Here is a 26,430-nt window from a genome sequence, read left to right on the forward strand (position 1 = left end):
AATATCTGCAATTTTCAAGGTTCATTTGAGCCTTTTTCTTTAGCTCTGTTTTTCATAGATTATTTGACACTACCCATTTATTTGATGTTATTATTGTCACATATTCTCTGTTTTTGGACAATGAAGATACATCTGATAAAATTGAAGATTAATACGAATTTTATTTATAATTTGGAAATAATAACGAAAAATGGTAAAATAATATGCTTTTTTATATTTTATTGTCAAACCACGGCAAAATAATATATAATATTTATATATCAAAAAAACCTTTTTCCAAAACAAGGGAGTGTTACATATGTTAAAAGTCTTAATCGTTGACGATGAATTTATCGTTCGTGCTGGTTTAATTAATTGCATAAACTGGAAAATGCTTGAACTCCAATTAATTGGGGAAGCTTCAAATGGACAGGAAGCTCTGCAGATTATACTTCAAGATACTCCTGACATCATTCTTCTTGATTTGATAATGCCAGAAATGACTGGAATGGAACTTCTACAAAAATTAGAAGATTTAAATATAAAAACAAATATTATTATTCTCAGTTGCCATGAAGATTACACTCATGTACGAAATGCATTTAAGAAAGGAGTAAGAGACTATATTCCCAAACTTTCTGCAACACCTGATGAAATATCTACCATCATTTCGGATGTTGCCAAAAAAATTATAAAGCAGCAACAAAAATCACTATCTGATATTTCTTACGAATCTTTATATTATAAAGGAATTCGTTCAGATATTGCTAAAGCTTTAAAATATATAGAAGAACACTATAGTGAAAATATTTCTCTATCCGGTATTGCTTCTCATATTCATATGAGCAAAAATCATTTCAGCTATTTATTTCGAAAGGAAACGGGACATTCCTTTAACGATTATCTAACGGAAGTACGAATTAACAAAGCAAAACTGCTTCTGACATCGCCTCAGACATACACGATTGCAGAAATTGCAGAAATGACGGGATTTAACGATACTGGATATTTTGGAAAAGTATTTAAAAAGTCTACTGGCATGTCTCCAATCCATTATAAATCAGGAGGTTCGTATGAAAAAATATTTTCATAAACTTCAAAGTAAAATCACAATCTGTATTCTTACTTTTGTAATTATCCCTGTCATAGCTATTAACTTGCTTCTCCAACTTCAACTGGAAAACCAATTACTGAAAAATACAGACTTTGCTTTTCAAAATGCTGTTACAAATGTAAACAACACTCTGAAAACTCTTATGAGAGAAATGGGAGTTACTTTAAATCTTCTTTCCACAACTCCCTCTCTCTATAAAGCACTGGAAACAGAAAAAAAGTCCTTGAATGATGAGTTAAAAACAAAAATATCCATTGATAATCTCACATCACAGTTTCAAAAATTTGTCTTTTACTGTCCTGTAGATTTTATCATCCTAGACAGACAAAATACTACCTACAGTACATATTACATCAGCAATCCTGATGTGTGGAACACTCCTGAAACTGCTTATCATCTTAAAAATATTAACAAAAAAGATCTTAATTATACCTACTTCTCAACATCCATGAAGAATCTTGGCAGCGATTCAAATAATATGGTATTGTGCATTGGAAAAAATATACGAAATTATAAAAAACAATATCTTGGAAAAGCAATACTTATCGTAGATGAGGAAAAACTTTTCCGTATTCTTCAATCCTCTACGTTATATCAGGGAAGTATCCATCTTCTGTGTGACGAAAACAATACTATTATCTCTGCCCAGGATAAAACACTCATAGGGCAGTCCTATGAGTCCTACAAAAATAATAATAATAATTATGTTCTTTCCTGTTCTTTATATAACAACTGGAATTTCATTTCCATGATTCCTAAAAAGCTTCTTTATAAAGAGGTTTCTTACAGCAATATATTTATAGGAATTGATATTACCCTTACTGTTTGTGTAATCTTTGCAATCATTTTTATCCTTCATTCTTTTCTACGTCCAATTCAAACCTTAAAGGATTTAATGATAAAAGTTGAAAAGGGTGATTTTTCCTGCCAATTTCACAGCTCCTCTTCTGACGAATTAGCTGATCTGGGAAATAGTTTCAATCATATGACTACAAAACTGGATGCTCTTTTCAAACGTACTCAGACACAGCAACAAAAGCTGCTGGAACAGGAAAACGAAAAGGAACGTTTTCGTTACATGATTCTACAATCCCAAATCAATCCGCACCTGATGTTTAATACTTTAAATAACATTAAATGGATGGCTTTGCTAAATAAAGATACCCCAGTTGCAAATACCATCTCTTCTTTTGGGAAACTATTAGAAAAAACCTTAAAAACTGGAGATGACTATTTTACATTAAGAGAAGAATTAGAATATTTACAAGAATATCTTCAAGTTATGCAGCTACATATCCCACAAAAAATCATTCTGGATATTTATATAAGAAATCCTACATATCAATGTCGTGTATTAAAAATGCTTTTTCAGCCTATTATTGAAAATTCAATTCTTCATGGCTTTAAAAGCAACAAAACTAATCCCCATATCTGGATTACAATCAAACAAAAGCAAAATATATTAATTTGCTCCATAAAAGATAACGGTATCGGAATAGAGAAAAAAAATTTAGCAACTATTTATCATTGCCGGGAAGAGTCTGCTCCTTCCCATCTTATAGGACTAAATAACGTAAAAGAACGTTTAAGTCTATTTTATGGAAAAAGTGCAGATATGAAAATACTTTCTCTTCCTGATAAAGGAACAACTGTTATTTTCCATCTTCCCGTATTAAAATAAAAATTTAAGAGGGGCTTTTGCCCCTCTCACCAATCCACTAAATCCCAGTCCCCTGAAGCTGTTTTTACAGTTGATTGACGCACTACTAATCTGGCGTCCATCTTTATTCCTACCGGCTGTCCGAAATTTTCATTTGGATTCTCTATTCTTTTAAAAAGCATTTTTGCAGCCTCAATTCCTGCATGACGTTTTCTTACATGAATTGTCGAAAGAGACGGTTCTACCACACTTGCCAGAAACACATCGTCATAACCCATCAATTTAATATCTTCCGGAATTCTCTTTTCATGTTCATTCAGATATTTCATAACCCCTATTGCCATCTGATCATTTCCACAAAATAATCCATCCATATCAGGGACCTGTTCCATAAGCTGTTTTACTGCCACATAGCCGCTCAAATGGCTATAATCACCATGAGCAATCATTTCTTCGCCCAAATATAAATTATTTTCTTTCAAACAATCTTTATATCCCTTTACTCGTTCTTTGACAATTTCCATATGGGTAGGTCCTGTAATATGCCCAATTTTTTTACATCCACATTCAATAAGATGCTGTGTTGCCATTCTGGCATTTGCATAACCGTCAAAATATACAGAATCAATTCCTACGCTGGTTAAATCTCTTTCTATACTTACCAATGGAATGTTTTTATATTTATTTGCCTGTTTTTTAATCTGACTGAAATATTTTTCTCTGTTTTCTGTAGACACAGACGAAACAAAAATAATACCGTCAACTCTGCTGGCAATCATACGACGAAACAGTTCTTTTTCCCTTTTTATTGCCTGCTTATCTCCATAAGTGCCCTGAGCATCGCAGATCATGATCTGATATCCTTTTTCGTCTGCCACGGAATTAATTCCCTTTACCACATAAGGATAAAATACTCCACAGATATCTTCCGTTATTACACCAATGGTTCCTGTTTTATTATTCTTCATACTGCGAGCAATGGGATTTGCCTCGTAAGACAGCTCCTCCACTGCCAATTCAACTCTCCGTACCAATTCCGGACTAACATATTTAGATTTATTCAGAACATTTGAAACTGTTGATATTGAAACGCCTGCCCGCTTTGCCACATCTTTAATCCCACTCATGGTTTCACCTTTTCATTCAGCCTGCCACAGATATATTTTTTGCTGCGGCAGTTCTTTCTTTCGTATAAAATATCCTATAAAAATCTCTCGCATAAAATATACTGCACCGTTATAACTGATGTCTGCGATTTTAACTTCTATACCAAAATTATACAAAATTCTTTTATGCGACACAAGCATCCTTTTTTTCAAAAAAACGTTATTTTACGTATTTTTTCTGACTTTCTCTAAAAAAGTTCCACACCATACTCTTTTTCCATAGCTTCCCGCATAACATCCACCGGAGCAGGCTCCCCTGTCCACAATTCAAATGCAATCGCCCCCTGATTGACAAGCATTTGAAGTCCGTTAAACGTACGCAGCCCTTTTTCTTTTGCCTCCAAAAGAAAACCTGTCCATGCCTTATTGGGAATCACATCACATACTGTCATTCCAGCTTTCATATCTTCATAAACAATATCTGGCTTTTTATCATCTGTAAATCCCACAGGTGTAGCATTGATGAGAATATCTGTATCTTCCGGAATATGGACACTGTTCTCCCATGGAATAAAAACTCCCTCTGCATTGGTTTTTGTGTTAATGATATCGGCCAAAGCCTGTCCATGAGCTTTGTTTTTATTAATTACAGTCACTGTTTTAATTCCTGCATCTGCCAATTCCACTGCAATAGCTCTTGCTGCGCCTCCAGCACCTAAAATCACAGCTTTCTTTCCCTTAATCGGAACTTCTCCGTCCTGGATACTTTTCAGAAAACCTTTCCCGTCTGTGTTTTCTCCTGCCAATTTACCATTCTTCCAATAAACTGTATTAACAGCTCCCATAATACGGGCACTTTCCGATATTTCATCCAGATACTGAAGTACTTCTCCCTTATGAGGCATAGTAATATTGATTCCCGTAAAGTTCATTGCCCTCATGCCCTGTACCGCCGCTTCCAGATCTCCTTTTTTTACCTGAATCGTAAGATACTCCATTGGAATCCCAGCTGCGTCAAAAGCCGCCTGCTCCATCACAACTGTTGGATTATCATCTACCGGATCACCAAACACTCCTGTCCATTGCTTCTGATAAGATTTTCCCATAATTTATATACCTCCACTTTCTTAATAGTTTCTGCAGTAAAAATATCCCCCATTATCGTTTAACTACCTCACAAACTCCACTACCGCATACGGCTCTGCCTCTGTATCATTCAGTTTAATCACAATTTTATCCCCATCTACTGACTTTTCCGGACAGATCGTGTCGTGAAGCCGGGCCTGCTGCTTATATTCAGCCCGCATCTGTCTGATTTTAAAATCCACAGGAAGATAATCCATTGCCATCTGAATATACTGGCAGTTGTTTACATGGTGATTGGTATCCAGATGATGTTTCTGCACAGGAAAAGCTTCCTCTCCCGCAAAAGTCTCCGGCAGGATTATTTTTCTGGATGCATATTCCATATCCAGCTTTTCTTCCAGACCATATCCCTCTGTATATTCAGCACTGAGCTTGCAGGGCAGTCCGTTTTTCCCGTCAATAAACGTCCAGAACGTATTGGCGTAGGCAAGCCTCTCCCCTTCTGCTGTATCCATGGTAAAATTACGGAATCCCATAAATCCCCGGAATCCATAAGGCCATGTTGAAGTAACGATTTCTTCTCCCAGATACGGATAACGGTTTACAATCACCTGCCATGCAGAAAGTACCCAGAATTTATTTTTTTCCTTCAGAACCTTTACCCCAAGCCCTGCTGCCTCTGAATGGAAAGTACTGCAGTCCTGAAAATAATTCAGTATTCCAGGCAAAGTTAAAAGACCGTTTTCTCCGATTTCACTGTAGCGGACTCTTCCGCTGAAACTGTATGCCATATTACGTCCTCTTTTCTGTTTCAATACATTTTTTCTTAATTATATCCACTGAAACTATACACTGCAAGGGCAGATTTAACGTCACTGTTCACTACCTTCATAATAACTTGGTCAAAATGTATCCCCTGTCATCTTCGGCAATAGCATTTTTCCCTGTGTGTCGTGATCCTGGCATATCGATGCATCTTCATTTCTGTATACAAAAATCCCTTTCCGGCATCATCAGATATTTTTCTGAGTGCCAAAAAGGGATCCTTTTACTTTTTCTGCAAAATCTATAATTTATTTCGTTTTTTATTTATCATTTGCCATGAGAATCTCTTTTCCTGAAATTCCCGGCTCTGTCATATTTACAGGGTCAAGAACATGGTCAAGCTGCTCTTCATTTAAAAGTCCTTCTTTCAGGATCAGACTGCGGACAGACTCTCCTGTCCTGATTGCTTTTTTGGCAATGTCCGCAGCTTTCTGATATCCCACATGAGGACAGATCGCAGTAATGATTCCCACGCTGTTTTCTACCAGATACCGGCAGCGTGTCTCATTTGCTGTAATTCCTGTTACGCAGTTATCCACAAATGTCTGAACTGCATATGCCAGCGTATCAATAGACTGGAACATACAGTAAAATACAATAGGTTCAAATGCATTCAGCTCAAGCTGGCCTGCTTCTGCCGCCATAGTGATCGTCACATCATTTCCAATAACATTAAAAGCAACCTGGTTGACAACCTCAGGAATTACCGGATTAACTTTACCGGGCATAATGGATGAACCGTTCTGCTTGGCAGGAAGATTGATCTCTCCAAATCCTGCTCTGGGGCCGGATGACAGCAGACGAAGATCATTGGCAATCTTGGATAAAGTTACTGCACAGGCTTTTACTGCACCTGACACGGCAACAAAAGGATCAAGGTTCTGTGTTGCGTCTATCAGGTCATAGGCCTGCACAAATTCCATATCGGAAACCTCTACCAGATTGGGAACGATTCTTCTGAGATACGCCTCATCTGCATTAATTCCTGTCCCCACAGCAGTTCCTCCCATATTGAGAGTGCACATTTCCTCCATTGCTCTGTCCATACGGTGGATATCACGCATAACCGCAACAGAATACGCATTAAATTCCTGACCCAGACGAATAGGAACCGCATCCTGCATCTGTGTACGTCCCATTTTGATTACATGATCAAATTCCTTTGCCTTTGCACAAAGCGCTTTATGTAAACGAAGAAGTTCTTTTTTCAGGTTTTTCAGAAGTCTGAGAGAGGTCATCTTACCGGCTGTAGGAATTACGTCATTTGTAGACTGCCCACAGTTTACATCATCATTGGGATTAATGATGGAATAATCACCCTTTTCTCCTCCCAGAATCTCGATGGCGCGGTTGGCAATAACCTCATTTGCATTCATATTTAAGGAAGTTCCGGCGCCGCCCTGAATCGGATCTACAATAAAGTCACCGTGAAGCTTTCCTTCCAGAATCTCATCACAGGCCTGTACAATGGCTTTTGCCTTCTTTTTATCCAGCATACCGATCTCACAATTGGTAATTGCAGCCGCTTTTTTAATATACGCAAGACTGTTTATGATCTCAGGATGCATATTCAGCCCTGTGATATGAAAGTTCTCTGCTGCGCGGAGAGACTGCACTCCATAATACACATTCTGTGGAACATCCTTTGTTCCTATAGAATCCTTCTCTACACGATAATCCTGTTTCTTCTCTGCTTCCCCATTTTTGTTCATTGTTCTTCTCCCTTTGCATTTTTCCTGCTGTCTGATGAACGCAGGTTTTTATCCCGTTAATCTTTTTTATTTGCTGCTGATTCCGGTGATTTTCACATAGCTGCTGATTACCGTCCACTGTTCCTGGCTTTTTCCATCCAAAGTTCCTGCCGGACTGTCTTCGCTGATAAACCTTTATTAACAGCAGCCGATTTTGTGCCTGTTCATTTTCATTGTCCTCATTATAGTAATATGCTAATATATAATCAAATACATATATTTTTATAATTATTATAATTTATAAATTATATAAAGGAGAATTGTCATGTTTCAGGGAATGGAATACGTTTATGAAGTTTATAAAGAAAAAAGTTTTTCAAAGGCTGCCGCAAATCTTTTTATTTCCCAGCCTTCTCTCAGCGCCAATGTCAGGCGTGTGGAGTCCCGGATCGGCTATCCGGTGTTTGACAGAAGCACGAAACCTCTTGGGCTTACTGAATGCGGTGAACAGTATATCCGCTGTGTAGAACGTATTATGAATATAGAAAAAGATTTCTCGGACTTTATCAATGACTGGGGAGGGCTGAAAACAGGAACTCTGATCCTGGGAGGCAGTAATTTATTTTCTTCGTGGATTCTTCCATCGCTTATGGCTGATTTTGCAGCTCTTTATCCACAGATTCAGATCAGACTTGTGGAAGAATCCACAGTAAAGCTTACAGAAATGCTCCAGAGCGGAAGTATTGATCTTGTACTGGATAATACCAGCCTGAACCCGGAAATTTTTGACAGCATTCTTTATCAGGAAGAACACCTTATTCTTGCTGTGCCTGGCTCCTTTTCTGTTAATGACAGCCTTCGGGATTTTCAGCTTTCTGTTTCTGACATTCAGACAGGAAAATTTCTGGATTCGCAGGTTCCCTCTGTCCCTCTGTCACGCTTTAAAAAAGAACCTTTTATTATGCTGAAACAGGAAAATGATACTGGAAAAAGAGCTTTGGAAATCTGCCGGAAAAATCATTTTGATCCTGTCATTACCTTTGAAATGGACCAGCAGATGACCTCTTACAATGTCACCTGCTCCGGCATGGGCATTTCCTTTATTGGAGATATCATGATAACAAAGGTTACTCCGAATCCCAATGTAGTTTATTACAAGCTGCCTCTGAAGGACAACTGCCGCAATATCTGTTTTTACTGGAAAAAAGGCCGTTATCTCAGCCGGGCCATGGAAGAATTTTTAAAGATGTGTACTCAGAACAGCAACTAACCCCGTTACAGAACAGTTCCCTGAGATCTTCCGTTTCAGGGAACTGTATTTTGCCTGCCATGACCGCCGACCTGACAGTTATACAGAAAAAAGCATCTTCCAGTAAACTGAAAGATGCTCATTTAGCAGGGCTACAAGGATTCGAACCTTGAAATGACGGAGTCAGAGTCCGTTGCCTTACCGTTTGGCGATAGCCCTATGTTTTGTTTGTCGTTTCTCGCTTGCGACAAGTGGTATTATATAATAGTCTAAAAAAAAATGCAACCCCTTTTTTTAATTTTTTTTAAATTTCTTCAAAAAATTTTTCGCAGACCATTTCGCTCCCCTGGAACAGGCTTTCTTTTTATAAAGATTTATTGAAACATGCTGTTTTTTATACTATAATTTCTTTAAATCAGCAAAGTATAATAAGACAAGCAAAAAGCATTCTCAATAAAGGAGACATTATATGAGAGCAAATAATCTCACTCTGCTCACTGATCTCTATGAACTGACCATGATGCAGGGTTACTTCAAAAACCCGACAAACCAGACCGTGATTTTTGATATGTTTTACCGTACCAATCCCTGCGGAGGCAGCTTTGCCATTACAGCCGGACTGGAGCAGATGATCGAATATATCGAAAATCTTCGTTTTACAGAAGAAGATGTGGCTTATCTTCGCAGCCTGAATATGTTTCAGGAGGATTTTCTGGAATATCTCAGCACCTTTCATTTTACAGGAGATATTTACGCGATTCCGGAAGGAACTGTTGTTTTTCCCCGGGAACCTATTGTAAAAGTAATTGCCCCTGTTATGGAAGCGCAGCTTGTAGAAACAGCGATCCTTAATATCATTAACCATCAGAGTCTTATTGCCACCAAAGCGGCAAGAGTCTGTTATGCAGCCCGCGGAGACGGAGTAATGGAATTCGGGCTTCGCCGCGCTCAGGGACCTGATGCAGGCATTTACGGCGCGCGCGCGGCTGTGATCGCCGGCTGTGTTGGAACCTCCAATGTTCTTACAGGTCAGATGTTCCATGTTCCTGTTCTTGGTACTCATGCTCACAGCTGGATCATGAGTTTTCCGGATGAATACACTGCATTTAAAACCTATGCAAAAATGTACCCTGATTCCTGCATCCTTCTGGTGGATACCTATGATGTACTGAAATCAGGTGTTCCCAATGCCATCCGTGTATTTGAGGAAATGCGAGAGGAGGGTATTCCACTGACAAAATACGGCATCCGTATTGACAGCGGCGATCTTGCCTATCTCTCCAAAGAAGCGTACAAAATGCTTGCTGCTGCCGGTTTTGATGACGCTACTATTGCAGCTTCCAGTGATCTGGACGAATATCTGATCGACAGTCTGAAAACTCAGGATGCAAAAATCAATTCCTGGGGCGTAGGAACCAATCTGATCACCAGCAAGGACAACCCGGCTTTTGGCGGAGTTTACAAGCTTGCTGCAGTAAAAGACACTGACAGTAATACTTTTATACCCAAAATCAAGCTTTCCGAAAATACAGAAAAGGTAACAAATCCCGGAGATAAAACTGTTTATCGTATTTACAGCAAAAAAACCGGAAAGATCAAGGCCGACCTGATCTGTCTGGCTGATGAGATTTTTGACCCGGAAGAAACGATGATCATCTTTGATCCGGTGGATACCTGGAAAAAGACAAAGGTTCTGGGCGGTACCTATGAGCTTCGTGAACTTCTTATCCCGGTGATCCGGGAGGGAAAACGGATTTACACCTCGCCTGAAGTTATGGAGCTTCGCAAATACTGCCAGAAGGAGCAGGAAACTCTCTGGGATGAATCCCGCCGTCTGGTCAACCCCCAGAAAGTTTATGTAGATCTTTCTCAGAAGCTCTATGATCTGAAAAAAAATCTTCTGGAGGAAATGAGCGAAAAGGCCCTTGATTAAAGGGGCATATCCCCTCCCTGCCTTTCATATCATAAAAGGTAAGGGGGGATTTTTATGGACAAAGATTACACGATTCTCATTAACAGGAAGCATCCGCTTCCTGAAGATTTTATACCGGAGCATCTGGTTGATATCGGACTGCCCTTTGATGCTGTTCCCGGAGAGCCTAAGCGTCTTCTGGAAGAAAAAACAGCCCGCTCCGCTCTTGAGCTGATCACACGCAGCCGCTCCGAGGGACTGAATCTGTACTGTATCTCCGGTTACCGTTCTTACAGGCGTCAGAAAGAACTCTTTACAGGTGATTCTTATGTGGCGCCTCCGGGCTCCAGTGAGCATCAGAGTGGTCTTGCGCTGGACATGTCCTGTCCTGCAGTACAAATGGAGCTGACTGAAGCCTTTGCAGAAACAAAAGAGGGAATCTGGCTGAATCGCCATGCTGCGCTTTTTGGTTTTATTATACGATATCCCAAAAATAAAGAACATATCACCGGTATTCCATGGGAACCCTGGCATATCCGCTATGTAACCAGATCTCTTGCCTCTTATCTTTCACTGACCGGTCTGACCCTGGAAGAATATCATATGCTTGAAAATCCGGTGGACTTTTCCAATTTAAAGTGATATACTGTGAATGTTTCGTAAATAAAAGTTTCCACTGTTGTTTACACAGTACTGTCCCGCAGGTTTTCCCACATTTTATTAAAAATCCGAAACCCTGCAGACTGAATTTTTTATGAAAATAATGTAGAACATATTTTAATTGCTGCTGCAAACAAAACCTTACTGTTCATGACCTTCACAGCAACTTGGTCAAATGCCATGTGAACTGTAACAATAAAACACGCCGCAGCTTATCTGCAGTTAACTATTTTATAACTAATCTACTTACGGAGGAAATCTATCATGTCAATGAACATCAACCACCAGCTTCCTTTACCTGATGTGCTGAAGGAACAGTATCCCTTAACGGATGAGCTCAGATCAGTAAAATCTCTGAGAGACAGCGAGATCCGCAAAATTTTTACCGGAGAGTCTGATAAATTTGTTGTTCTGGTCGGTCCCTGCTCTGCAGACAACGAAGATACTGTATGCGAATACGCAAACCGTCTCAAAAAAGTAAACGACCAGGTTTCCGATAAACTGATGATCATTCCGAGAGTCTATACCAATAAGCCCCGCACCACAGGCGACGGCTACAAAGGCATGCTCCATCAGCCGGAACCGGACAAGGCTCCTGATCTCCTGGCAGGCATCATTGCCATCCGCAAAATGCATATCCGTGTGCTGGCAGAAACCGGACTCTCTACCGCAGACGAAATGCTTTATCCTGAAAATCGCAGCTATCTGGACGATATTCTGTCTTATGAAGCTATCGGCGCCCGCTCTGTAGAAAACCAGCAGCACCGCCTTACTGCAAGTGGAATGGATATCCCTGTGGGAATGAAAAATCCTACCAGCGGAGATCTTTCTGTTATGTTAAACTCCGTTACCGCTGCCCAGCATTCCCACCATTTTATTTACCGGGGATTTGATGTTGCTACCAGCGGAAACGAGCTTGCCCACACCATCCTCAGAGGCGGCGTAAATAAATTCGGCCAGACTCAGCCAAATTATCACTATGAAGAGCTTGTACGCCTTGCAAAATTATATAATCAGTGGAATCTCAAAAATCCGGCTGTTATTGTTGACGTCAACCACTCCAACTCCGGCAAACAGTATAAAGAACAGATCCGTATTGTCAGTGAGGTTCTCCACAGCCGCAATTACAATTCCGACCTGAAAAAGCTTGTAAAGGGTGTTATGATCGAAAGCTATCTCTTAGAAGGCCGCCAGGATATCAGCGATCATATGATTCCAGGCTGCTCCATCACCGATCCCTGCCTTGGATGGGAGGATACTGAAAAGCTGATCTATGAAATTGCTGAGAAGTGCTGAGAAATCACCCTTGTACTTTCTTTTCAGATATGTTATATTGAACCCATAGAGGAAACAACCGCCCACAAGGGGGTTGACCTGTAGTATTGTTTAGCATAGAAAATGCCACCCAGACTGAAGGTATCATATCACTGGTCAAAGTTATGATATGATACCCTGAGGGTGGTTTTTCTATGCCTGTATCAGTGACAAAATAACTCTTTTTTTACTGCTCCATCTGTCTTCCCAGAAATCCTGCCGCTGTCTGTACCAGCATTTTCTCCGGGGTTCCAAACATATCCTTTTCACTTTTGCCAATAAGAATAACTGCTCCTATGGCGTCTCCGGCGCAAATGATCGGCTGAATGATCTGCGCATATAAAATTTCTTTCTGACTGTCTGTAACAGGAACTTTTCCTTTTTCTCCAGGATTAAAACACTTGCCTTCCCTATCCGCAATAACTTTCTCCAGAGGCCGGCTGATCTCTTTTCCTGCAATTTCTCTGCTTCCATGTCCCGCAGCCGCCACAACCTGATCGTGATCGGTAATGCAGACAAGAACTCCTGTTGTCTGTGCCAGAGCCTCTGCATACTCTCTGGCAAACGTACTGAGTTCACCAATGGGAGAATACTTTTTCAGGATGATCTCTCCCTCTCTGTCTGTAAAAATTTCCAGTGGAGTTCCTTCTTTTATCCTTAATGTTCTGCGTATTTCCTTAGGTATCACCACTCTGCCCAGGTCATCTATACGCCTTACGATTCCCGTAGCTTTCATATAAAAATCCTCCATTTACTGTACTTTCCGATTCTGGAAATAGTATCTGTAAATGGAGGATTTTTATGCATTTACTCTAATGTAATTTCTTTTTCTATCATCTTTCCACGATCCAGCTGATGACGGAGCTTTCGATTTTCTACCGTATCAAATATAATAGAAAAATCATAGTCCTCCGGATAAAGTTTTTCTGCTGCAACCACAAGCTTCACTCTTTTGTGATTAATATAAATCTTCTTGCCTGGAAGCTGAACTCTTAAAACGCCCTTTTCATTTTCCGGCTGGCAGACAATACCGATTTTTTTATCCGGCAGGATCATAACACTGTCCCCGGGATGAAACTTTGCTTTTGCTGTGGACAAAATATTTTTCTGTTTTTGAATACCTCCTGTACGTTCTTTTTTTAACTGATTTCCCGATGTCAGGTTTCTGAGATCCTCAGGAAGCTCATCCTTTCCATATGCAGCCATAGCGGCATTTTTAATCATATGCTCCGGCATTCCCATTTTTCCTGCAATATAAAAAGCGCAGCTTTCTCCTGCCTCGCCGATCACCAGCTGATATTCCGGCTTCAGGGTTTCCCGGTTAAAAGTCATTCTGGCATTCTGAATGCCTTCTGTCCGATCTGCATACTGTTTTACCTCCGGATAATGCGTTGTTACCAGAAAAAGCGCTCCACTGTTTCTCAGTTCTTCCAGAATTGCAACTGCAATTCCCATTCCCTCGGCCGGATCTGTACCCGATCCCAGTTCATCCATGATCACCAGGCTTTCCCTTCCGGCTTTTTTCAGTATGTCCAGAACATTGGCTATATGAGCAGAAAATGTAGAAAGATTTTCTGACAGATTCTGTCCGTCCCCGATATCACAGAGGAAATTACTGTTCATACAGATTTCTGCCTGTCTGCAGGTTACGTGAAGCCCAGACTGAGCCATCATACAGTTCAGAGCTACTGTTTTCAGGGCCACGGTTTTTCCGCCTGTATTCGGTCCCGTGATCACAATTCCATTCACTCCGTTTCCAACAGAAAACTGCAGGGGAACGCAGATATTTTTATCCATAAGGGGATGCCGTCCGTCCTTGATTACAATCCGCCTCTCTGTATTGATAACCGGCTCTGTGCCGTCATACTCCAGACTGAGCTTTGCTTTGGAAAAAATAAAATCCATTTTTTCTATCATGCACAGATCCTGTTCAATTACTTCTTTCTGCTGATAAAGCATATCCGTAAGTACATAAAGAATCCGGCGTACCTCATTTTCTTCCTCAATGTAAAGAAGCTGAAGTGCATCATAGTGGCGGGCTGCTGCTGTCGGCTCTATAAATACTGTACTTCCGGTTGCGGAACGATCGATAACATTTCCCTTGATCCTGCTTTTAAACTCTGATTTTACCGGAATGCAGATATGCCCATTTCGCAAAGTGCTGAAGCTGTCTGCCATACAGGATTTGTTTGCCCGGAGCGCATTGTCTGCCTTTTCTCTCATGGTTCGTTCTTCTTTTTCAATGTCCTGTCTGCAGGATTTTAACGTACGTGATGCTCCGTCGCATACCTGACCGCCCCGGATCTGCTGGCTGATGGCCTCCCTGATATCCTCAAAGCTATATAGATTTTCCTCATAAAATGCCAGAGGAATATGATAGTTTTTTCCCTGGCAGAGATATTTTTTCATCCGCTCTACTGCCACAAGAGCTTTTTCTGCTTCCTCAAGCTGTTCCGGTGTAAGACAGCCACCTGTTTCCGCAATATGCATCCATTCCCGGATATTACTCATGGCTGCCAGCGGAGGCTGTCCGAACTTTTCTATCATATTTTTTGCTTCAGAGGTTTCTCTCAGCCGGGCTGCAACCTCTCTTTCTGACATCATTGGCTTGGTTTTCTCAATTTCTGTTCTGGCGTTTTCTGTCAGCGCAAAAGTTTTCCAGGTTTCTTTTATTTTATCAAATTCTAAAATATGTTCTGTTTTTATCACGATAATCGGTTCTCCTTAATTATGAAAGCTTTATAAATCAAAAAATACCCTGTGTAAAGACTGATCCATTCAGGATGCCTGCACGATGCGTAGATATTTAAGACGTGCTAAAAGCGTATACAAAAACGCAGTCTCTGCCTGTACTGACAAAAACTGCGTCTGAATTTCTTTTATCAGAAATAAATTTTGTGTATAAAAATCTCTCCGGAAATATACTCCGGACTGTGCATACAAAATTTATCTGAAAATCCATATGTTCCGTATATCTGCTGTCAGCAGGCAAAAACAACCGGTATCCTGAATACCGAAAAAAGGGTACACAAATAAAACACGTTCTGCGTGTATCCTTTTTCTATGCAATTGTTTATCAGTCTTTACAAGACACTGCCGACATCAACATACCTGCCTTCATAATTATTTAACTCTGGCTATTATACAAAATCTGAAAAACAATGTCAATCCGTTATAAACATCTTGTAATGCTCATTTTTTCCAGCTTCCAGATTCCTCCCCTGAATCCTTCCGCCTCTATTTTCAGCCTGTGCTTTGTTCCTTTTCCATAAAATCTTACGGAGAAAACCACTTCTCCTTCATTCACATAAATTTCTGCTGCAGAGGTATCTGCAAGTATTCGAATACTCCTCAATTCTTCAATACAGGCTTTTCTTGTTCGGCGGCCTGCCCCTGCCTGCTGATCCATTTCCAGAACCAGAATTCCGTCCCTGTATTCCAGCTTAAAAATATCTGCAAGAACTACTTTCGCAGGTCCTTTCTGAACCTGAAGTTCCAGATCAAACGCGCCGTCTGTCTCTGTTTCTCTGTCTGCGTCACAAAGCTTTTTTTTCCAGCGCCGAAGATTCATCAGCTCTTCTACAGGATACTGATATACTTTTCCGTTACAGTATTTCAGTTCTCTTGGAACTGTCAGACAATGCTGCCATCCTTCCTCCAGCGTATTATTTACATACTCTTCTTCCGCATCTGGCATTCCCATCCAGCCAATCAGTATTCTTCTTCCTTTTTTATCCACAAAAGTCTGAGGCGCATAAAAATCAAAGCCCATATCCCATTCCCGGAAATCTTCTTTGAATACTTTGCCGTCTCTTAAAATAAAATATCCGGAAAGGTAGATATTCTGATAACGGTATTCCTCTCGTTCCACACCCTGAGGCGATACAGAAAGGATTTCATTCCCACTCAGTTCAAACATGTCCGGACATTCCCACATGTAGCCAAATTTTTCTTCTGTGGTAAGTTCCCCGTCCAGATTCCACTGTTTCAGATCCCGGGAAGAATAAAGTAAAACAGCTCCGTGATCATCCTTCCTTCTTCCCCCAAGAACCATTCTGTATCTGTCGCCTTCCTTCCATACCTTGGGATCACGGATATGACAGGTGTAATCCTCAGGATACTGAGTACAGGGAATCACATTTTCCTTTATCCCAAACTCTATGCCGTCCTTACTTTCCACATGAAGCGTATTAGCGCAGCGTCCGTTGTTAATATAATCATAATCCCCGTCCAGCTTTACGTTTCCTGTATAAAATAAATGCAGAGTTTCTTCTTCTGCCAAAGCAGAACCGGAATAGACACCATGGCAGTCTGCCGGACTGTCAGGATAAAGGGAAACACCTTCATATGTCCAGTTGATAAGATCCTCACTGGAGTAATGTCCCCAGAATTTCAGCCCGCCCTTTACCTCAAAAGGAGAATACTGAAAAAATACGTGATATCTGCCCTGATACCAGCTGAGGCCATTGGGATCATTCAGCCAGCCGCATGGGGGCATCAGATGATGCGTAAGCCGGTATGGCTTACTGACCATCTCTGCCCAGTGGGTTTCTTCAATTTTTCTGATTTCGTCTGTAAAAACCTTTGTTAATGCACTCATGATTCTTTTATCTCCAGTACCGCATCCTGCTTTGTTACATTTCCTGTTTTTAAAATATTTATTTCCTGATAATCGTCTGAATTTGTTATGATCATTGGCGTTGTCAAATCATATCCGGCCTCTTTGATTTTTTCCATATCAAATGTAAGCATAACCTGTCCGATCCTTACACGGTCTCCCTCTTTTACATGTGAAGTATAAAATTTTCCGCCAAGCTCTACTGTATTAATTCCAACATGGATTAAAATTTCCGCTCCATTGTCTGCTTTCAGTCCTATAGCGTGTCTGGTAGCAAAAACAGTTTCCACAACAGCGTCGCACGGCGCTGTTACCTCTCCCTTTTTCGGGATTACGGCAATTCCCTTTCCAAGAACCTCTGATGCAAAGGTTGCATCTTTTACTTCACTCATTGGAATGGCCGCGCCCTCCATATGACTGCTCAGAAGAATTTCTCCTGCTGCAGCTTCCTGAACCTCCAGTTTTGAAGCTGCAGCTTTTTCTCCCTGAGTCTTTTCCTTTTCAGATTCCTGACAGGTTCCGGAAACAGGATCTTTATATCCAAACATCCATGTAAGAACAAAAGCCACTCCTACGGAAATCGCCATCATCAGAAGATAAGACAAAGGCTGATTCAGACAAAGAAGAATACCGAAAATACCGGTAACTCCTGTTCCGGTTGCCCCCAGTGCTGTTACAGAGGCAAATAAAGCGCCGCATGCGCCTCCGATACATGCCATAACAAAGGGCTTTCCAAAGCGGAGATTTACACCAAAAATCGCAGGTTCTGTGATTCCCATACATGCGCTGAGCGCAGACGGAACTGCCATAGACTTAATTTTCTGATCTTTTGTTTTCAGCGCCACTGCCAGCGCTGCTCCGCCCTGTGCCAGATTTGCCGCGGAAGCAAGTGGCAGCCAGAAAGTCATTCCAAATTTTGCAATCTGTCCAAGGTCAATGATCGTGTACATATGATGAACGCCTGCCACAACTGTAGGCGCATAAAAAGCTCCCATAATAAAGCTTCCGATTCCAAAAGGAAGTGCGATCAGACACTGTACACCATCCAGAAGTCCGTTTTCAATGGTTACAAAAATCGGGCCGATAATAGATAAGGTCAGATATCCCGTTACAAAAACACTTACCAGAGGTGTCACAAAAAGATCCAGCATTGCAGGAACTATTTTATGAAGCTTTTTCTCAATCTGAGCCAGTACCCACACTGCGATCACAACAGGGATCACATGTCCCTGATATCCAACCATATCAATAGAATAAAGTCCGAACCACACTTTCTGGGTTGCCTGAACACCTTCTGTAGCAACTGTCCATGCATTCTGAAGATTCGGATGTATCATGATCATGCCGATTACTGCTGCCAGATATGGATTTGCTCCAAATACTTTTCCGGCGCTGTAAGCAATCAGAATAGGCAGGAAGGTATATGCCGTATTGCTGAACAGCTGTGCAAACGTATAAATAGAACCACTGGTATCAATATTCAGATATCCGTTATTGACCATAAAGTTAAGGGCTTCCATAATACCCATAAGGAAACCGCTTGCAACAATAGCCGGAATAATGGGAACAAAAATATCTCCCAGAGTTTTTATCAGCCTCTGGAACAGATTTGCTCTGGAGGCAGCCACCTGTTTCAGCTCCTCTTTGCTGCTTTCAGAAATTCCTGCAATCTGGATAAACTCATCATAAACCTTATTTACAACTCCTGTACCCAGAATGATCTGCATTTGTCCCTGTGCAAAAAATACGCCTTTTACTCCATTGATATTTTCTACTGCATCCTTATCTGCTTTTTCATTGTCTGCAATTACAAGCCGGAGACGGGTAGCGCAGTGAGCTGCTGAAATAATGTTTTCCTTTTTTCCTACATGCTCATAAATTTCCCGGGCCGTTTTTCTGTAGTCCATAACTTCCTCCTTTTTATTATGTTATCGTTTCCATATAATTTATTTCGTATTTTATTATTTTTTATTATTTTATGCCTGTTTATTATATGGAATCGTTCTCATATCTTGTTTTTATTATATTCCTGTATTCTCTGATTGTAAAGCCGTAAAAACCAATAAATCTCCATGACAAAAATTGTATATAATCACCAAAATATCCGTTCTTTTCCCGGTAAAAAACAAAATGAAGCGCTTTTATTGACCGGAAAAGTCCGTACAAAATATGCTGCTTTCCTGGCAAATAAAAGCAGGAAGATCTGGCTTTGTTTACCCAGACTCTCCCTGCTTTTGAGAATTTTCTTACATCATTCAGTTTTCTCTATGTGAATTTCTGAGAACGATTTCACATCCCATTTTAATTTCTTTTCTGATTCCTTCTTCGTTTTCCATCAGATCTGCAAGCATAGATGCTGCCTCCATACCGCTTGTTTTATAAAAAAAATGTACAGTTGTCAGCTTTGGTTCAATTATTTTGCCAAAAGAACTGTCTCCAATTCCCACAACCTGTATATCCTGCGGAATCCTCAGCCCCAGTTCCTTTATACAGGTAATTGCCCCCACAGCCATTGTATCTGTGGCGCAGATCAGAGAATCAATAAGAGGGGTCTGCTGCAAAAGCTCTTTTGCACACTCATATCCTGATTCCATGGTAAAATTGCCGATTTTCATTCGCTCGGGCACAACAGGAACCTTTTTCTTATGAAGAGCAGCCTCAAATCCTTTGCGCCGTTTTGCTCCAACTGCTTCGTCTCTGTCTGTAACCCCGATATATGCCGCGTTCTGACCTTTTTCCAGAAGTTTTTCTGTTATCATATAAGAAGCATAATAATCATCCTGATAAACGCAGGGATATCCCTCCAGCCACTGTCCCAGAATTACAATGGGAACTTTGTATTCCTTCAGCATCTGTTTATGCTTTCTGGTAAACATGGTGGCAATAAAAATCACTCCGTCCACCTGATTGTCCCTGAAAAGAGACAGAGACTTCAGTTCCTCCTCAATATCATTATTTGTATTTGCAAGAATGATCTGATACCCTCTTTTTGCAAGAACATCACTGATTCCTGCTACCTCGCGGCTGATCGTGTCTGAATTGATTTTAGGCAGTACAACTCCTACCAGCTTTGTTTTCCTTGTACGAAGCATCTGCGCCTGAGTTGACGGCTGATACCCTGTCTCCTCAATCACTTTCCTGATTTTTTCCTTTTTTTCTTCGCTGACATAACCGTTGTTCAGATATCTGGATACTGTTGTTCTGGATACTCCGGCAAGCCAGGCAATCTCATTAATATTCATGATACCTCCCGTACCTTTCGCCCGTCTTTACAAAACATCATCTGAAATATACGGACTTTTCCTTTATTTTATCATTCTATCAAATTGCCTTTATCATTACCACCCTGATTTTTTCTGTATTCTTTCTATAGTTACTGTCAAGTAATCGTTGACACTTTTTTCATACACCTTCTCTTTACACTGTCAGCACGAATGACAACATCTGCGACACTCTACGTTTCCTACACGGTTCGCGTATCTATTATCCGCCATTCGCAAAATCTCTCCTTCAGATCAAACACTCTGCTCAGTGACGGAAATTAACTCCAACCGCCTTACGAAAGCCCCTCTTTCGGATCAAACACTCTGCTCAGTGACGGAAATTAACTCCAACCGCCTTACGAAATCCTCTCCTTTATCTGGTAAATCTTCTGCTTTGATTAAAAAAGAACGTAAAAACGATTCTGTCCGGGCTATACTGTATTCCATGAAACTTACTTTGATAATCAAAAAATATTAAAATTCTGTAAAATCCCTTTACTTTTATGTATGTTTGTAATATAGTTGTCATATGCTTAATATGTAGTTTTAAATACTACTTCTTAAAACATCTGGGTTATACTTAAATCAGGAGGCGATTTACATGGAATTGAAACTGAAAGATCCATGGAGCGCTATCACCCACGGCATAGCCGTACTTCTTGCGGCAGCGGGAGCGGCTCCGCTTCTCATAAAAGCAGCGCGGACTGAAGATACTCTGCACATTACTGCTCTTGCAGTATTTATACTGACAATGATCCTTCTCTATACAGCAAGTACCGTTTATCACTCTGTAGACTCCACAGAAAAAGTAAACCGCAGACTTCGCAAAATAGATCATATGATGATTTTTATTATGATCGCCGGAAGCTATACACCTGTATGTCTCATTGCACTTCACAATAAGATCGGCTATATTCTCTGCGGTCTTGTATGGACAATAGCCATTGTGGGAATCCTTCTGAAAGCACTGTGGATCAACTGTCCGAAATGGGTTTCCTCTGTTCTGTACATTGGAATGGGATGGCTCTGTGTCCTTGCTTTTGCGCCAATCTTCCATGCGCTTCCCAGAGCAGGCTTTAACTGGCTTCTGGCCGGAGGAATCATTTATACCATTGGCGGTATTATTTATGGATTAAAGCTTCCGATCTTCAATGCCCGACATAAAAACTTTGGTTCTCATGAAATCTTTCATGTGTTTATTATGCTTGGAAGCGCCTGCCATTTTATTGTAATGTATTTCTTTATTGCCACCATGCCAATATAAACCCCATAGCCATTTGTCTGACAGACAGCTTTTATCAGACAAATGGCTGTTTTTATTACGGCATATCCCGTTTAAGACATCTGCACATCGTGCAGATATCTTAAATACCTTTGGCCGCTTTCTTGCCTTGCTTATCTTATACACAATATCATTTCTAAAAATTTCTCAAAGCATCTTTCTGCTTTCTGGTAAGCTTTTTTATTTCGCATTCGCGTCTCATGGCCTCTTCTCTGGTAGCAAAACCCTCATAATATGCAAGGTGTACCGGACGCTTTGCCTTTGTATATTTAGCCCCGTCTTTTCCCTCATTGTGAGCCTTCAGACGTTTTTCCAGAGAGTTTGTCCACCCTGTATAAAGGCTTCCGTCTGCACACTGCACCATATATGTGTAATTCATTTTTTCACTCCATCCAGGTATATGTAAAGGATAACTGTCGCTCTATTCCAACAGTCATCCCCGAATCTATATAAAAGCAGCCGGCCGGACAAAGTATATCACAGAAAGATAAAAAGCAGGTAGGAGAACTGCCGACTGCGGATTTTTGTTCCCACCTGCTTTTATTATACGTTGTTTCTTATTTTTTGTGAACAGTTCCATAGAAAACAGAACAGTATCTCTTATTTTTATTCTGGAAGATAGGCGATCGGATCAACCGGTTCTCCGTCCTTTTTCATTGCAAAATAAAGATTACTTCCTTCTTCACTGTAATACTTGGTAGGAGCTGCAATATAGCCAATTACAGTACCTTTATCCACTGTGGCTCCCTCTTCTACTGCAAGGTCTTTAAGCTGCCCGTATACGGCCTGATAGCCGCTTCCTATTTCCATTGTCACTGTTGTTCCTGTCTGTGCATTTTCTTCGATCGAATATACTGTTCCGGGCACAGAAGCCAGCACCGGAGCCCCCTCAGCCGCCTGCACTGCAATAGCAGGACTTAATTTATACTGGTCGAGAGTTGGAAAATATACAGTCTGATCCATATTATAATCAAGCAGGATATTTCCATTTACCGGCCATTCCATTTGTGTTTCTTCCGAAAAATTCAGTACCGGGGCTTCTACTGCGCCTGCCGCTGCATCTGTTACTGTATTTTCTTCTGATTGAGCAAAAGTTCCATCCTCCGGCTGCTGACCGTTTTCCTCCACAGCGGTTTCTTCCTGTAAAGGCTCTTCCTCATTTCCGTTAGCTCCGTCTTCCATTTCTGTTCCTGCCAGATCTCCGGATGTATTTTCCATATCCGCTTCTACCTCAGTAGTTCCCACATCTACCATGGGTTCTTCCTCTGTACTTTGTTCCATTTCCACAAATTCCTGTTCTTCCTGGATATTTTCCTCTGGTTTTGATGTACCAAGCTGATAAGCTCCAATTCCGGCTGCAGCCAGAACTGCTAAAAGGGCTGTGTTTGTGGCATACTTTACAATTCTGTTTTTTGTCATATTCCTTTCACCTCTGCTTATAATCATTTCTGTATTTATATGGTGTCCAGAATACCTGAGTCTATTCACTTTTAGTGGTTATAAATGAACAAATATCCAATATCACATAATACAGACAAAAAAGAAGCGTCTGTCTCCATACCTCAACGGTATCTATAATACTTTTGCATATTTTAATCATTGACAGATCTTTCATTTACCCATTTATCTGTCAATGATTAAATACAGAATTTCGTACAATAGAATCTGCAGCCAATACCAAGGGCTTCCTTTCCTGTGTACATACAGCACACAGAGAAAAGCAGGCGACAGCTTTCAGTATATGAACATTTGCCGTTATTCCCGGAATTTTATTCTTCATATGCAGCAACTTCCATTGCAGGAAAATATGTTTCCAGAATTTCTTTCCAGTTTTTTCCCTCCCTGGCAAGCTGATTTCCTCCATATTGGGAAAATCCCAATCCGTGTCCTCTTCCTTTACAGAGGAACCGAAACTCTCCCCCCACCTTCTGAATACTAAAATCCGAAGAGGAAAGTCCCATTCCCTGTGCAAAGGCCTCTCCCTCCAAAATATCCTCATCTGCCAGAAGGCTTACCACATGCCCGCTGGCGTCTCTTTGCTCTATATTCAATTCAGAAGGCATTTGCTGTTCCGGTATATATGTACTGTTTAAATAAAATGGAGAATTTTTATCTCCGCTGCTGTCTACAGATTTCAGATAAGAATATTCTTGGTCATGAAAGGCCTGTGTTCCATCCCTTGTCTGACCGTTGCTGATCTCATGATAGGGAACAAGTTTCAGTTCACCCTCTGATATCAGCACCTGCCCCCGGGTCTCTTCAGCCGCTTTTTCATAGATTTTTTCCGGAAAAAAACACGCAGTTTTTTCTTTTTTTATTTCTCCGCTGATCTCTCCCAGCACATCGGAAATATTTTTCTCCTGAATCTTCCTGAAAAAATTTGTTCTGGCTATAACCGCCTGTGCCTTTACTGCTTCTTTTTCATAATCATCCGGAATCTGCAGGGAAAGAATAAGAGGAATATATTCTTCCGGTTGGGGAGTTCTGTTTATAATTGCAGCCTCCACTCCATTGACTGCCATGACTCCAATATAGGGTACAAAAAATAACATCAGAAAACCGGGAATCCAAAACCTTTCTCTTTTCTTCATATATTTTCCCATATGTACTTTGTCTTAATATATGTCTCTTTGTAATGTTTTATAAGCAGTCACTTTATAAAAAAGTTCTTTCTTTCCTGATAAATCACAGAATCCGGCTAATACAAGATTGTTTGTCTGTAACATACTGTAACCATATTGTTATTTCATCATTTATTGGACGGTTTTCCATTCAGTTCCGCTTATCAATCCAGATGCAGACTGCATGGACACATGCATCAATTCTGGCTGGCAGATATTCTGACCGTGTGATCAGAATATCAAAAAGTATCATCCGGTTGTGGCACAAAAACTCCTGTCCGGATTATAAAAAACCAGACAGGAGTAAATAGATTTTTATTTCAATCACACAACCCGAAGCTTCCGGAATGTCAAGTTACCGTTTTATTCAGGAACTAAATGAAACAACATCTTCTTTTTTCGTTCCAAATCCTTATTTTCACTGGAAGATTTACTATTATATAGTCTGTCACCGGGTCCCTGAAGCCAGTAAAAGACCCTCTTCAGAAATAAATGATATTGGCTTTTATTTATACTATTCCCTGTATAAGATAATTCATCAGCTACAGAGCTTGTCATTTCAGTACACACGCTGCCGGCCTGCCCTTTATTGTTTCCATATATTCTGTTTTCTTCTATTTTCGGATAAATTGACGCATTTTTTTCTTTCAGTATGTTCTCAAATATACTTCCGGAAAACACTTTCATTCCAAAACAGATTACAGCAGCAACTATCTTACAGAAAAATTCTTTTAATCCTCTCATAATAGCCCTCCTTATTCTGATGCCTGTCCCAGCAGGACTGCGCCTTCCCTGCTATGTTTCAGGTACTATAACTCTATGCAGGGTATTTAGAAATATAGAACCACAAAATTTGATTTTTTATTATAGTCCCTAGAAAAATGGACTCTGTATTTTACAAAATCCCAGTACAAAAGCGTATAATAACCACATCATTATAAAAACAGGAGGATTTTTCCATGTATAAGAAAAAACTGATACTTAGCGCAGCAATACTTACTCTCATCTCATTTTCAGCATTAGGATGTTCCAGTACAAAATCTTCTGCACCGTCTGATACAAAAGCCTCTTCTGATACATCCTCTGTATCGCCTGCAGTCTCACCTACATCAGCTCCTTCAAAAACATCTTCTGATGCAGAAAATAAGGATAAACTTACCAATAAAGAGGATGATAATGTAAAAGAAGAATCTGATGATGAAGAATATTATGACACTTCAGAGGAAGAATCTGATGATGAAGAATATTATGACACTTCAGAGGAAGATAATTATGATAATGAAAATGCTTCCACTTCATTCTCTAAGGATTCTGCCGAAGAAAACGATATGGATGTTCCAGAATACGATCCGGCTAAAACTAATCCTGAAGAGGAGGGATGGGCCGAATTTGAAGATAAATATTGAATAATTGAAATTGGAAGCTTTTTTAAGATAAAAAACCTTCAAGAAAATACTTGAAGGTTTTTCATGAGGCATCGGGGATTCGAACCCCGGACAACTTGATTAAAAGTCAAGTGCTCTACCGACTGAGCTAATACCCCATATTATTAAATTATTTATTTCATACTGGAAAACATACTACTTTCCAAAATGAAATGCCCAGAGCCGGAATCGAACCAGCGACACGAGGATTTTCAGTCCTCTGCTCTACCAACTGAGCTATCTGGGCATAAATAGCGGGAACAGGATTTGAACCTGTGACCTTCGGGTTATGAGCCCGACGAGCTTCCAGACTGCTCCACCCCGCGGTATTATTGAATTGAAAGCCGATGATCGGACTCGAACCGATAACCTGCTGATTACAAATCAGCTGCTCTGCCAATTGAGCCACATCGGCTTACCATGAGCCTTTGACATTAGCTCTTAACCTTTTCAGGTTAATGGGTGGAGAAGGATTCGAACCTTCGAAGGCGGTGCCAACAGATTTACAGTCTGCCCCCTTTGGCCACTCGGGAATCCACCCCTGATTTCTATGGGGCCTATAGGGCTCGAACCTATGACCCTCTGCTTGTAAGGCAGATGCTCTCCCAGCTGAGCTAAGACCCCAT

At 40.6% G+C, this 26,430-nt stretch carries 21 protein-coding genes and 7 tRNA genes; 8 read left to right on the forward strand and 20 right to left on the reverse strand.

The window, feature by feature from the left end; translation table 11 throughout:
• The first annotated feature begins 298 nt into the window (after window positions 1-298).
• Entirely contained in the window at window positions 299-1,072 is a 774-nt protein-coding gene (locus NSA57_RS16795) for a response regulator transcription factor (RefSeq protein WP_118040853.1), read from the forward strand.
• Window positions 1,053-2,774, forward strand: a complete 1,722-nt coding sequence (locus tag NSA57_RS16800; RefSeq protein WP_257465516.1) for a sensor histidine kinase — start codon at window positions 1,053-1,055, stop codon at window positions 2,772-2,774. The genes NSA57_RS16795 and NSA57_RS16800 overlap by 20 nt, the downstream gene beginning before the upstream one ends.
• Before the next feature lie 26 nt (window positions 2,775-2,800).
• On the opposite strand, the gene NSA57_RS16805 is transcribed toward NSA57_RS16800, so the two are convergent.
• The 4 genes from NSA57_RS16805 to NSA57_RS16820 all read right to left on the reverse strand — a co-directional run bounded on the left by NSA57_RS16805 (window position 2,801) and on the right by NSA57_RS16820 (window position 7,482).
• Entirely contained in the window at window positions 2,801-3,880 is a 1,080-nt protein-coding gene (locus NSA57_RS16805) for a LacI family DNA-binding transcriptional regulator (RefSeq protein ID WP_147599969.1), read from the reverse strand.
• Between the two features lie 227 nt (window positions 3,881-4,107).
• Window positions 4,108-4,965 (reverse strand): shikimate dehydrogenase, encoded by an 858-nt coding sequence (gene aroE, locus NSA57_RS16810; RefSeq protein ID WP_257465517.1) that lies wholly within the window; start codon window positions 4,963-4,965, stop codon window positions 4,108-4,110.
• A 63-nt stretch (window positions 4,966-5,028) separates the two neighbouring features.
• Window positions 5,029-5,736, reverse strand: a complete 708-nt coding sequence (locus NSA57_RS16815; protein ID WP_022066574.1) for an acyl-[acyl-carrier-protein] thioesterase — start codon at window positions 5,734-5,736, stop codon at window positions 5,029-5,031.
• Between the two features lie 294 nt (window positions 5,737-6,030).
• Window positions 6,031-7,482, reverse strand: coding sequence for an aspartate ammonia-lyase (locus tag NSA57_RS16820; RefSeq protein ID WP_257465519.1), 1,452 nt, complete (start codon window positions 7,480-7,482; stop codon window positions 6,031-6,033).
• A gap of 304 nt (window positions 7,483-7,786) precedes the next feature.
• Between NSA57_RS16820 and NSA57_RS16825 the strand changes: the two genes are divergently transcribed.
• Window positions 7,787-8,731, forward strand: a complete 945-nt coding sequence (locus NSA57_RS16825) for a LysR family transcriptional regulator (RefSeq protein ID WP_022066576.1) — start codon at window positions 7,787-7,789, stop codon at window positions 8,729-8,731.
• A 126-nt stretch (window positions 8,732-8,857) separates the two neighbouring features.
• Here the strand turns inward: NSA57_RS16825 and NSA57_RS16830 are convergent.
• Window positions 8,858-8,929 (reverse strand) — tRNA-Gln (locus NSA57_RS16830).
• A gap of 250 nt (window positions 8,930-9,179) precedes the next feature.
• Here NSA57_RS16830 and NSA57_RS16835 point away from each other — a divergent pair.
• The 3 genes from NSA57_RS16835 to NSA57_RS16845 all read left to right on the forward strand — a co-directional run bounded on the left by NSA57_RS16835 (window position 9,180) and on the right by NSA57_RS16845 (window position 12,578).
• Window positions 9,180-10,643 carry a nicotinate phosphoribosyltransferase gene (locus tag NSA57_RS16835; protein ID WP_147599971.1) on the forward strand — a complete coding sequence of 488 codons (1,464 nt, stop codon included), beginning with the start codon at window positions 9,180-9,182 and terminating at the stop codon, window positions 10,641-10,643.
• A gap of 54 nt (window positions 10,644-10,697) precedes the next feature.
• Window positions 10,698-11,264 (forward strand): M15 family metallopeptidase, encoded by a 567-nt coding sequence (locus tag NSA57_RS16840; protein WP_022066578.1) that lies wholly within the window; start codon window positions 10,698-10,700, stop codon window positions 11,262-11,264.
• Between the two features lie 282 nt (window positions 11,265-11,546).
• Window positions 11,547-12,578: a 3-deoxy-7-phosphoheptulonate synthase gene (locus tag NSA57_RS16845; RefSeq protein ID WP_257465520.1), complete on the forward strand. Its 1,032-nt coding sequence runs from the start codon at window positions 11,547-11,549 to the stop codon at window positions 12,576-12,578.
• Window positions 12,579-12,783: 205 nt separating this feature from the next.
• On the opposite strand, the gene spoVT is transcribed toward NSA57_RS16845, so the two are convergent.
• The 5 genes from spoVT to NSA57_RS16870 all read right to left on the reverse strand — a co-directional run bounded on the left by spoVT (window position 12,784) and on the right by NSA57_RS16870 (window position 20,456).
• The gene (gene spoVT / locus NSA57_RS16850) at window positions 12,784-13,332 is read right to left on the reverse strand and encodes a stage V sporulation protein T (protein ID WP_147599973.1); all 549 of its coding nucleotides are present in this window, start codon (window positions 13,330-13,332) and stop codon (window positions 12,784-12,786) included.
• A 71-nt stretch (window positions 13,333-13,403) separates the two neighbouring features.
• Complete coding sequence (locus NSA57_RS16855) at window positions 13,404-15,305, reverse strand: endonuclease MutS2 (RefSeq protein WP_257465523.1); 1,902 nt, start codon at window positions 15,303-15,305, stop codon at window positions 13,404-13,406.
• Between the two features lie 463 nt (window positions 15,306-15,768).
• Complete coding sequence (locus NSA57_RS16860) at window positions 15,769-17,196, reverse strand: glycoside hydrolase family 32 protein (protein WP_173752548.1); 1,428 nt, start codon at window positions 17,194-17,196, stop codon at window positions 15,769-15,771.
• A complete protein-coding gene (locus tag NSA57_RS16865; protein ID WP_257465524.1) occupies window positions 17,193-19,121 on the reverse strand; it encodes a PTS sucrose transporter subunit IIABC in 1,929 nt (642 codons plus the stop codon). Before NSA57_RS16865 ends, NSA57_RS16860 begins: the two co-directional genes overlap by 4 nt.
• A gap of 348 nt (window positions 19,122-19,469) precedes the next feature.
• Window positions 19,470-20,456 (reverse strand): LacI family DNA-binding transcriptional regulator, encoded by a 987-nt coding sequence (locus NSA57_RS16870; RefSeq protein ID WP_257465525.1) that lies wholly within the window; start codon window positions 20,454-20,456, stop codon window positions 19,470-19,472.
• A gap of 622 nt (window positions 20,457-21,078) precedes the next feature.
• Between NSA57_RS16870 and trhA the strand changes: the two genes are divergently transcribed.
• The gene (gene trhA, locus NSA57_RS16875) at window positions 21,079-21,741 is read left to right on the forward strand and encodes a PAQR family membrane homeostasis protein TrhA (RefSeq protein WP_257465526.1); all 663 of its coding nucleotides are present in this window, start codon (window positions 21,079-21,081) and stop codon (window positions 21,739-21,741) included.
• 154 nt (window positions 21,742-21,895) lie between these two features.
• On the opposite strand, the gene NSA57_RS16880 is transcribed toward trhA, so the two are convergent.
• The 4 genes from NSA57_RS16880 to NSA57_RS16895 all read right to left on the reverse strand — a co-directional run bounded on the left by NSA57_RS16880 (window position 21,896) and on the right by NSA57_RS16895 (window position 25,124).
• Window positions 21,896-22,138, reverse strand: coding sequence for a GIY-YIG nuclease family protein (locus tag NSA57_RS16880; RefSeq protein WP_022068607.1), 243 nt, complete (start codon window positions 22,136-22,138; stop codon window positions 21,896-21,898).
• 227 nt (window positions 22,139-22,365) lie between these two features.
• Window positions 22,366-23,178 (reverse strand): M23 family metallopeptidase, encoded by an 813-nt coding sequence (locus tag NSA57_RS16885; RefSeq protein WP_179979136.1) that lies wholly within the window; start codon window positions 23,176-23,178, stop codon window positions 22,366-22,368.
• A gap of 350 nt (window positions 23,179-23,528) precedes the next feature.
• Window positions 23,529-24,350, reverse strand: coding sequence for a SpoIID/LytB domain-containing protein (locus tag NSA57_RS16890; RefSeq protein ID WP_173752551.1), 822 nt, complete (start codon window positions 24,348-24,350; stop codon window positions 23,529-23,531).
• Between the two features lie 393 nt (window positions 24,351-24,743).
• Entirely contained in the window at window positions 24,744-25,124 is a 381-nt protein-coding gene (locus tag NSA57_RS16895; protein ID WP_257465527.1) for a hypothetical protein, read from the reverse strand.
• Window positions 25,125-25,339: 215 nt separating this feature from the next.
• Between NSA57_RS16895 and NSA57_RS16900 the strand changes: the two genes are divergently transcribed.
• Window positions 25,340-25,786, forward strand: coding sequence for a hypothetical protein (locus NSA57_RS16900; RefSeq protein ID WP_257465528.1), 447 nt, complete (start codon window positions 25,340-25,342; stop codon window positions 25,784-25,786).
• Between the two features lie 64 nt (window positions 25,787-25,850).
• Here NSA57_RS16900 and NSA57_RS16905 read toward each other — a convergent pair.
• The 6 genes from NSA57_RS16905 to NSA57_RS16930 all read right to left on the reverse strand — a co-directional run bounded on the left by NSA57_RS16905 (window position 25,851) and on the right by NSA57_RS16930 (window position 26,428).
• Window positions 25,851-25,923, reverse strand: a tRNA-Lys gene (locus NSA57_RS16905).
• A gap of 55 nt (window positions 25,924-25,978) precedes the next feature.
• A tRNA-Phe gene (locus NSA57_RS16910) sits at window positions 25,979-26,051 on the reverse strand.
• Window positions 26,052-26,056: 5 nt separating this feature from the next.
• Window positions 26,057-26,130, reverse strand: a tRNA-Met gene (locus NSA57_RS16915).
• 16 nt (window positions 26,131-26,146) lie between these two features.
• Window positions 26,147-26,219, reverse strand: a tRNA-Thr gene (locus NSA57_RS16920).
• A gap of 44 nt (window positions 26,220-26,263) precedes the next feature.
• A tRNA-Tyr gene (locus tag NSA57_RS16925) sits at window positions 26,264-26,345 on the reverse strand.
• 10 nt (window positions 26,346-26,355) lie between these two features.
• A tRNA-Val gene (locus NSA57_RS16930) sits at window positions 26,356-26,428 on the reverse strand.
• Between the last annotated feature and the right edge of the window lie 2 nt (window positions 26,429-26,430).

This window comes from Blautia caecimuris, assembly GCF_024622975.1.
Taxonomy (GTDB): Bacteria; Bacillota; Clostridia; order Lachnospirales; family Lachnospiraceae; genus Blautia_A; species Blautia_A caecimuris.

Coding starts and splice junctions, on each gene's coding strand:
- NSA57_RS16795 (WP_118040853.1), top strand. CDS start 299: ATGTTAAAAGTCTTAATCGTTGACGATGAATTTATCGTTCGTGCTGGT.
- NSA57_RS16800 (WP_257465516.1), top strand. CDS start 1,053: ATGAAAAAATATTTTCATAAACTTCAAAGTAAAATCACAATCTGTATT.
- NSA57_RS16805 (WP_147599969.1), bottom strand. CDS start 3,880: ATGAGTGGGATTAAAGATGTGGCAAAGCGGGCAGGCGTTTCAATATCA.
- aroE (WP_257465517.1), bottom strand. CDS start 4,965: ATGGGAAAATCTTATCAGAAGCAATGGACAGGAGTGTTTGGTGATCCG.
- NSA57_RS16815 (WP_022066574.1), bottom strand. CDS start 5,736: ATGGCATACAGTTTCAGCGGAAGAGTCCGCTACAGTGAAATCGGAGAA.
- NSA57_RS16820 (WP_257465519.1), bottom strand. CDS start 7,482: ATGAACAAAAATGGGGAAGCAGAGAAGAAACAGGATTATCGTGTAGAG.
- NSA57_RS16825 (WP_022066576.1), top strand. CDS start 7,787: ATGTTTCAGGGAATGGAATACGTTTATGAAGTTTATAAAGAAAAAAGT.
- NSA57_RS16835 (WP_147599971.1), top strand. CDS start 9,180: ATGAGAGCAAATAATCTCACTCTGCTCACTGATCTCTATGAACTGACC.
- NSA57_RS16840 (WP_022066578.1), top strand. CDS start 10,698: ATGGACAAAGATTACACGATTCTCATTAACAGGAAGCATCCGCTTCCT.
- NSA57_RS16845 (WP_257465520.1), top strand. CDS start 11,547: ATGTCAATGAACATCAACCACCAGCTTCCTTTACCTGATGTGCTGAAG.
- spoVT (WP_147599973.1), bottom strand. CDS start 13,332: ATGAAAGCTACGGGAATCGTAAGGCGTATAGATGACCTGGGCAGAGTG.
- NSA57_RS16860 (WP_173752548.1), bottom strand. CDS start 17,196: ATGAGTGCATTAACAAAGGTTTTTACAGACGAAATCAGAAAAATTGAA.
- NSA57_RS16865 (WP_257465524.1), bottom strand. CDS start 19,121: ATGGACTACAGAAAAACGGCCCGGGAAATTTATGAGCATGTAGGAAAA.
- NSA57_RS16870 (WP_257465525.1), bottom strand. CDS start 20,456: ATGAATATTAATGAGATTGCCTGGCTTGCCGGAGTATCCAGAACAACA.
- trhA (WP_257465526.1), top strand. CDS start 21,079: ATGGAATTGAAACTGAAAGATCCATGGAGCGCTATCACCCACGGCATA.
- NSA57_RS16880 (WP_022068607.1), bottom strand. CDS start 22,138: ATGAATTACACATATATGGTGCAGTGTGCAGACGGAAGCCTTTATACA.
- NSA57_RS16885 (WP_179979136.1), bottom strand. CDS start 23,178: ATGACAAAAAACAGAATTGTAAAGTATGCCACAAACACAGCCCTTTTA.
- NSA57_RS16890 (WP_173752551.1), bottom strand. CDS start 24,350: ATGAAGAAAAGAGAAAGGTTTTGGATTCCCGGTTTTCTGATGTTATTT.
- NSA57_RS16895 (WP_257465527.1), bottom strand. CDS start 25,124: ATGAGAGGATTAAAAGAATTTTTCTGTAAGATAGTTGCTGCTGTAATC.
- NSA57_RS16900 (WP_257465528.1), top strand. CDS start 25,340: ATGTATAAGAAAAAACTGATACTTAGCGCAGCAATACTTACTCTCATC.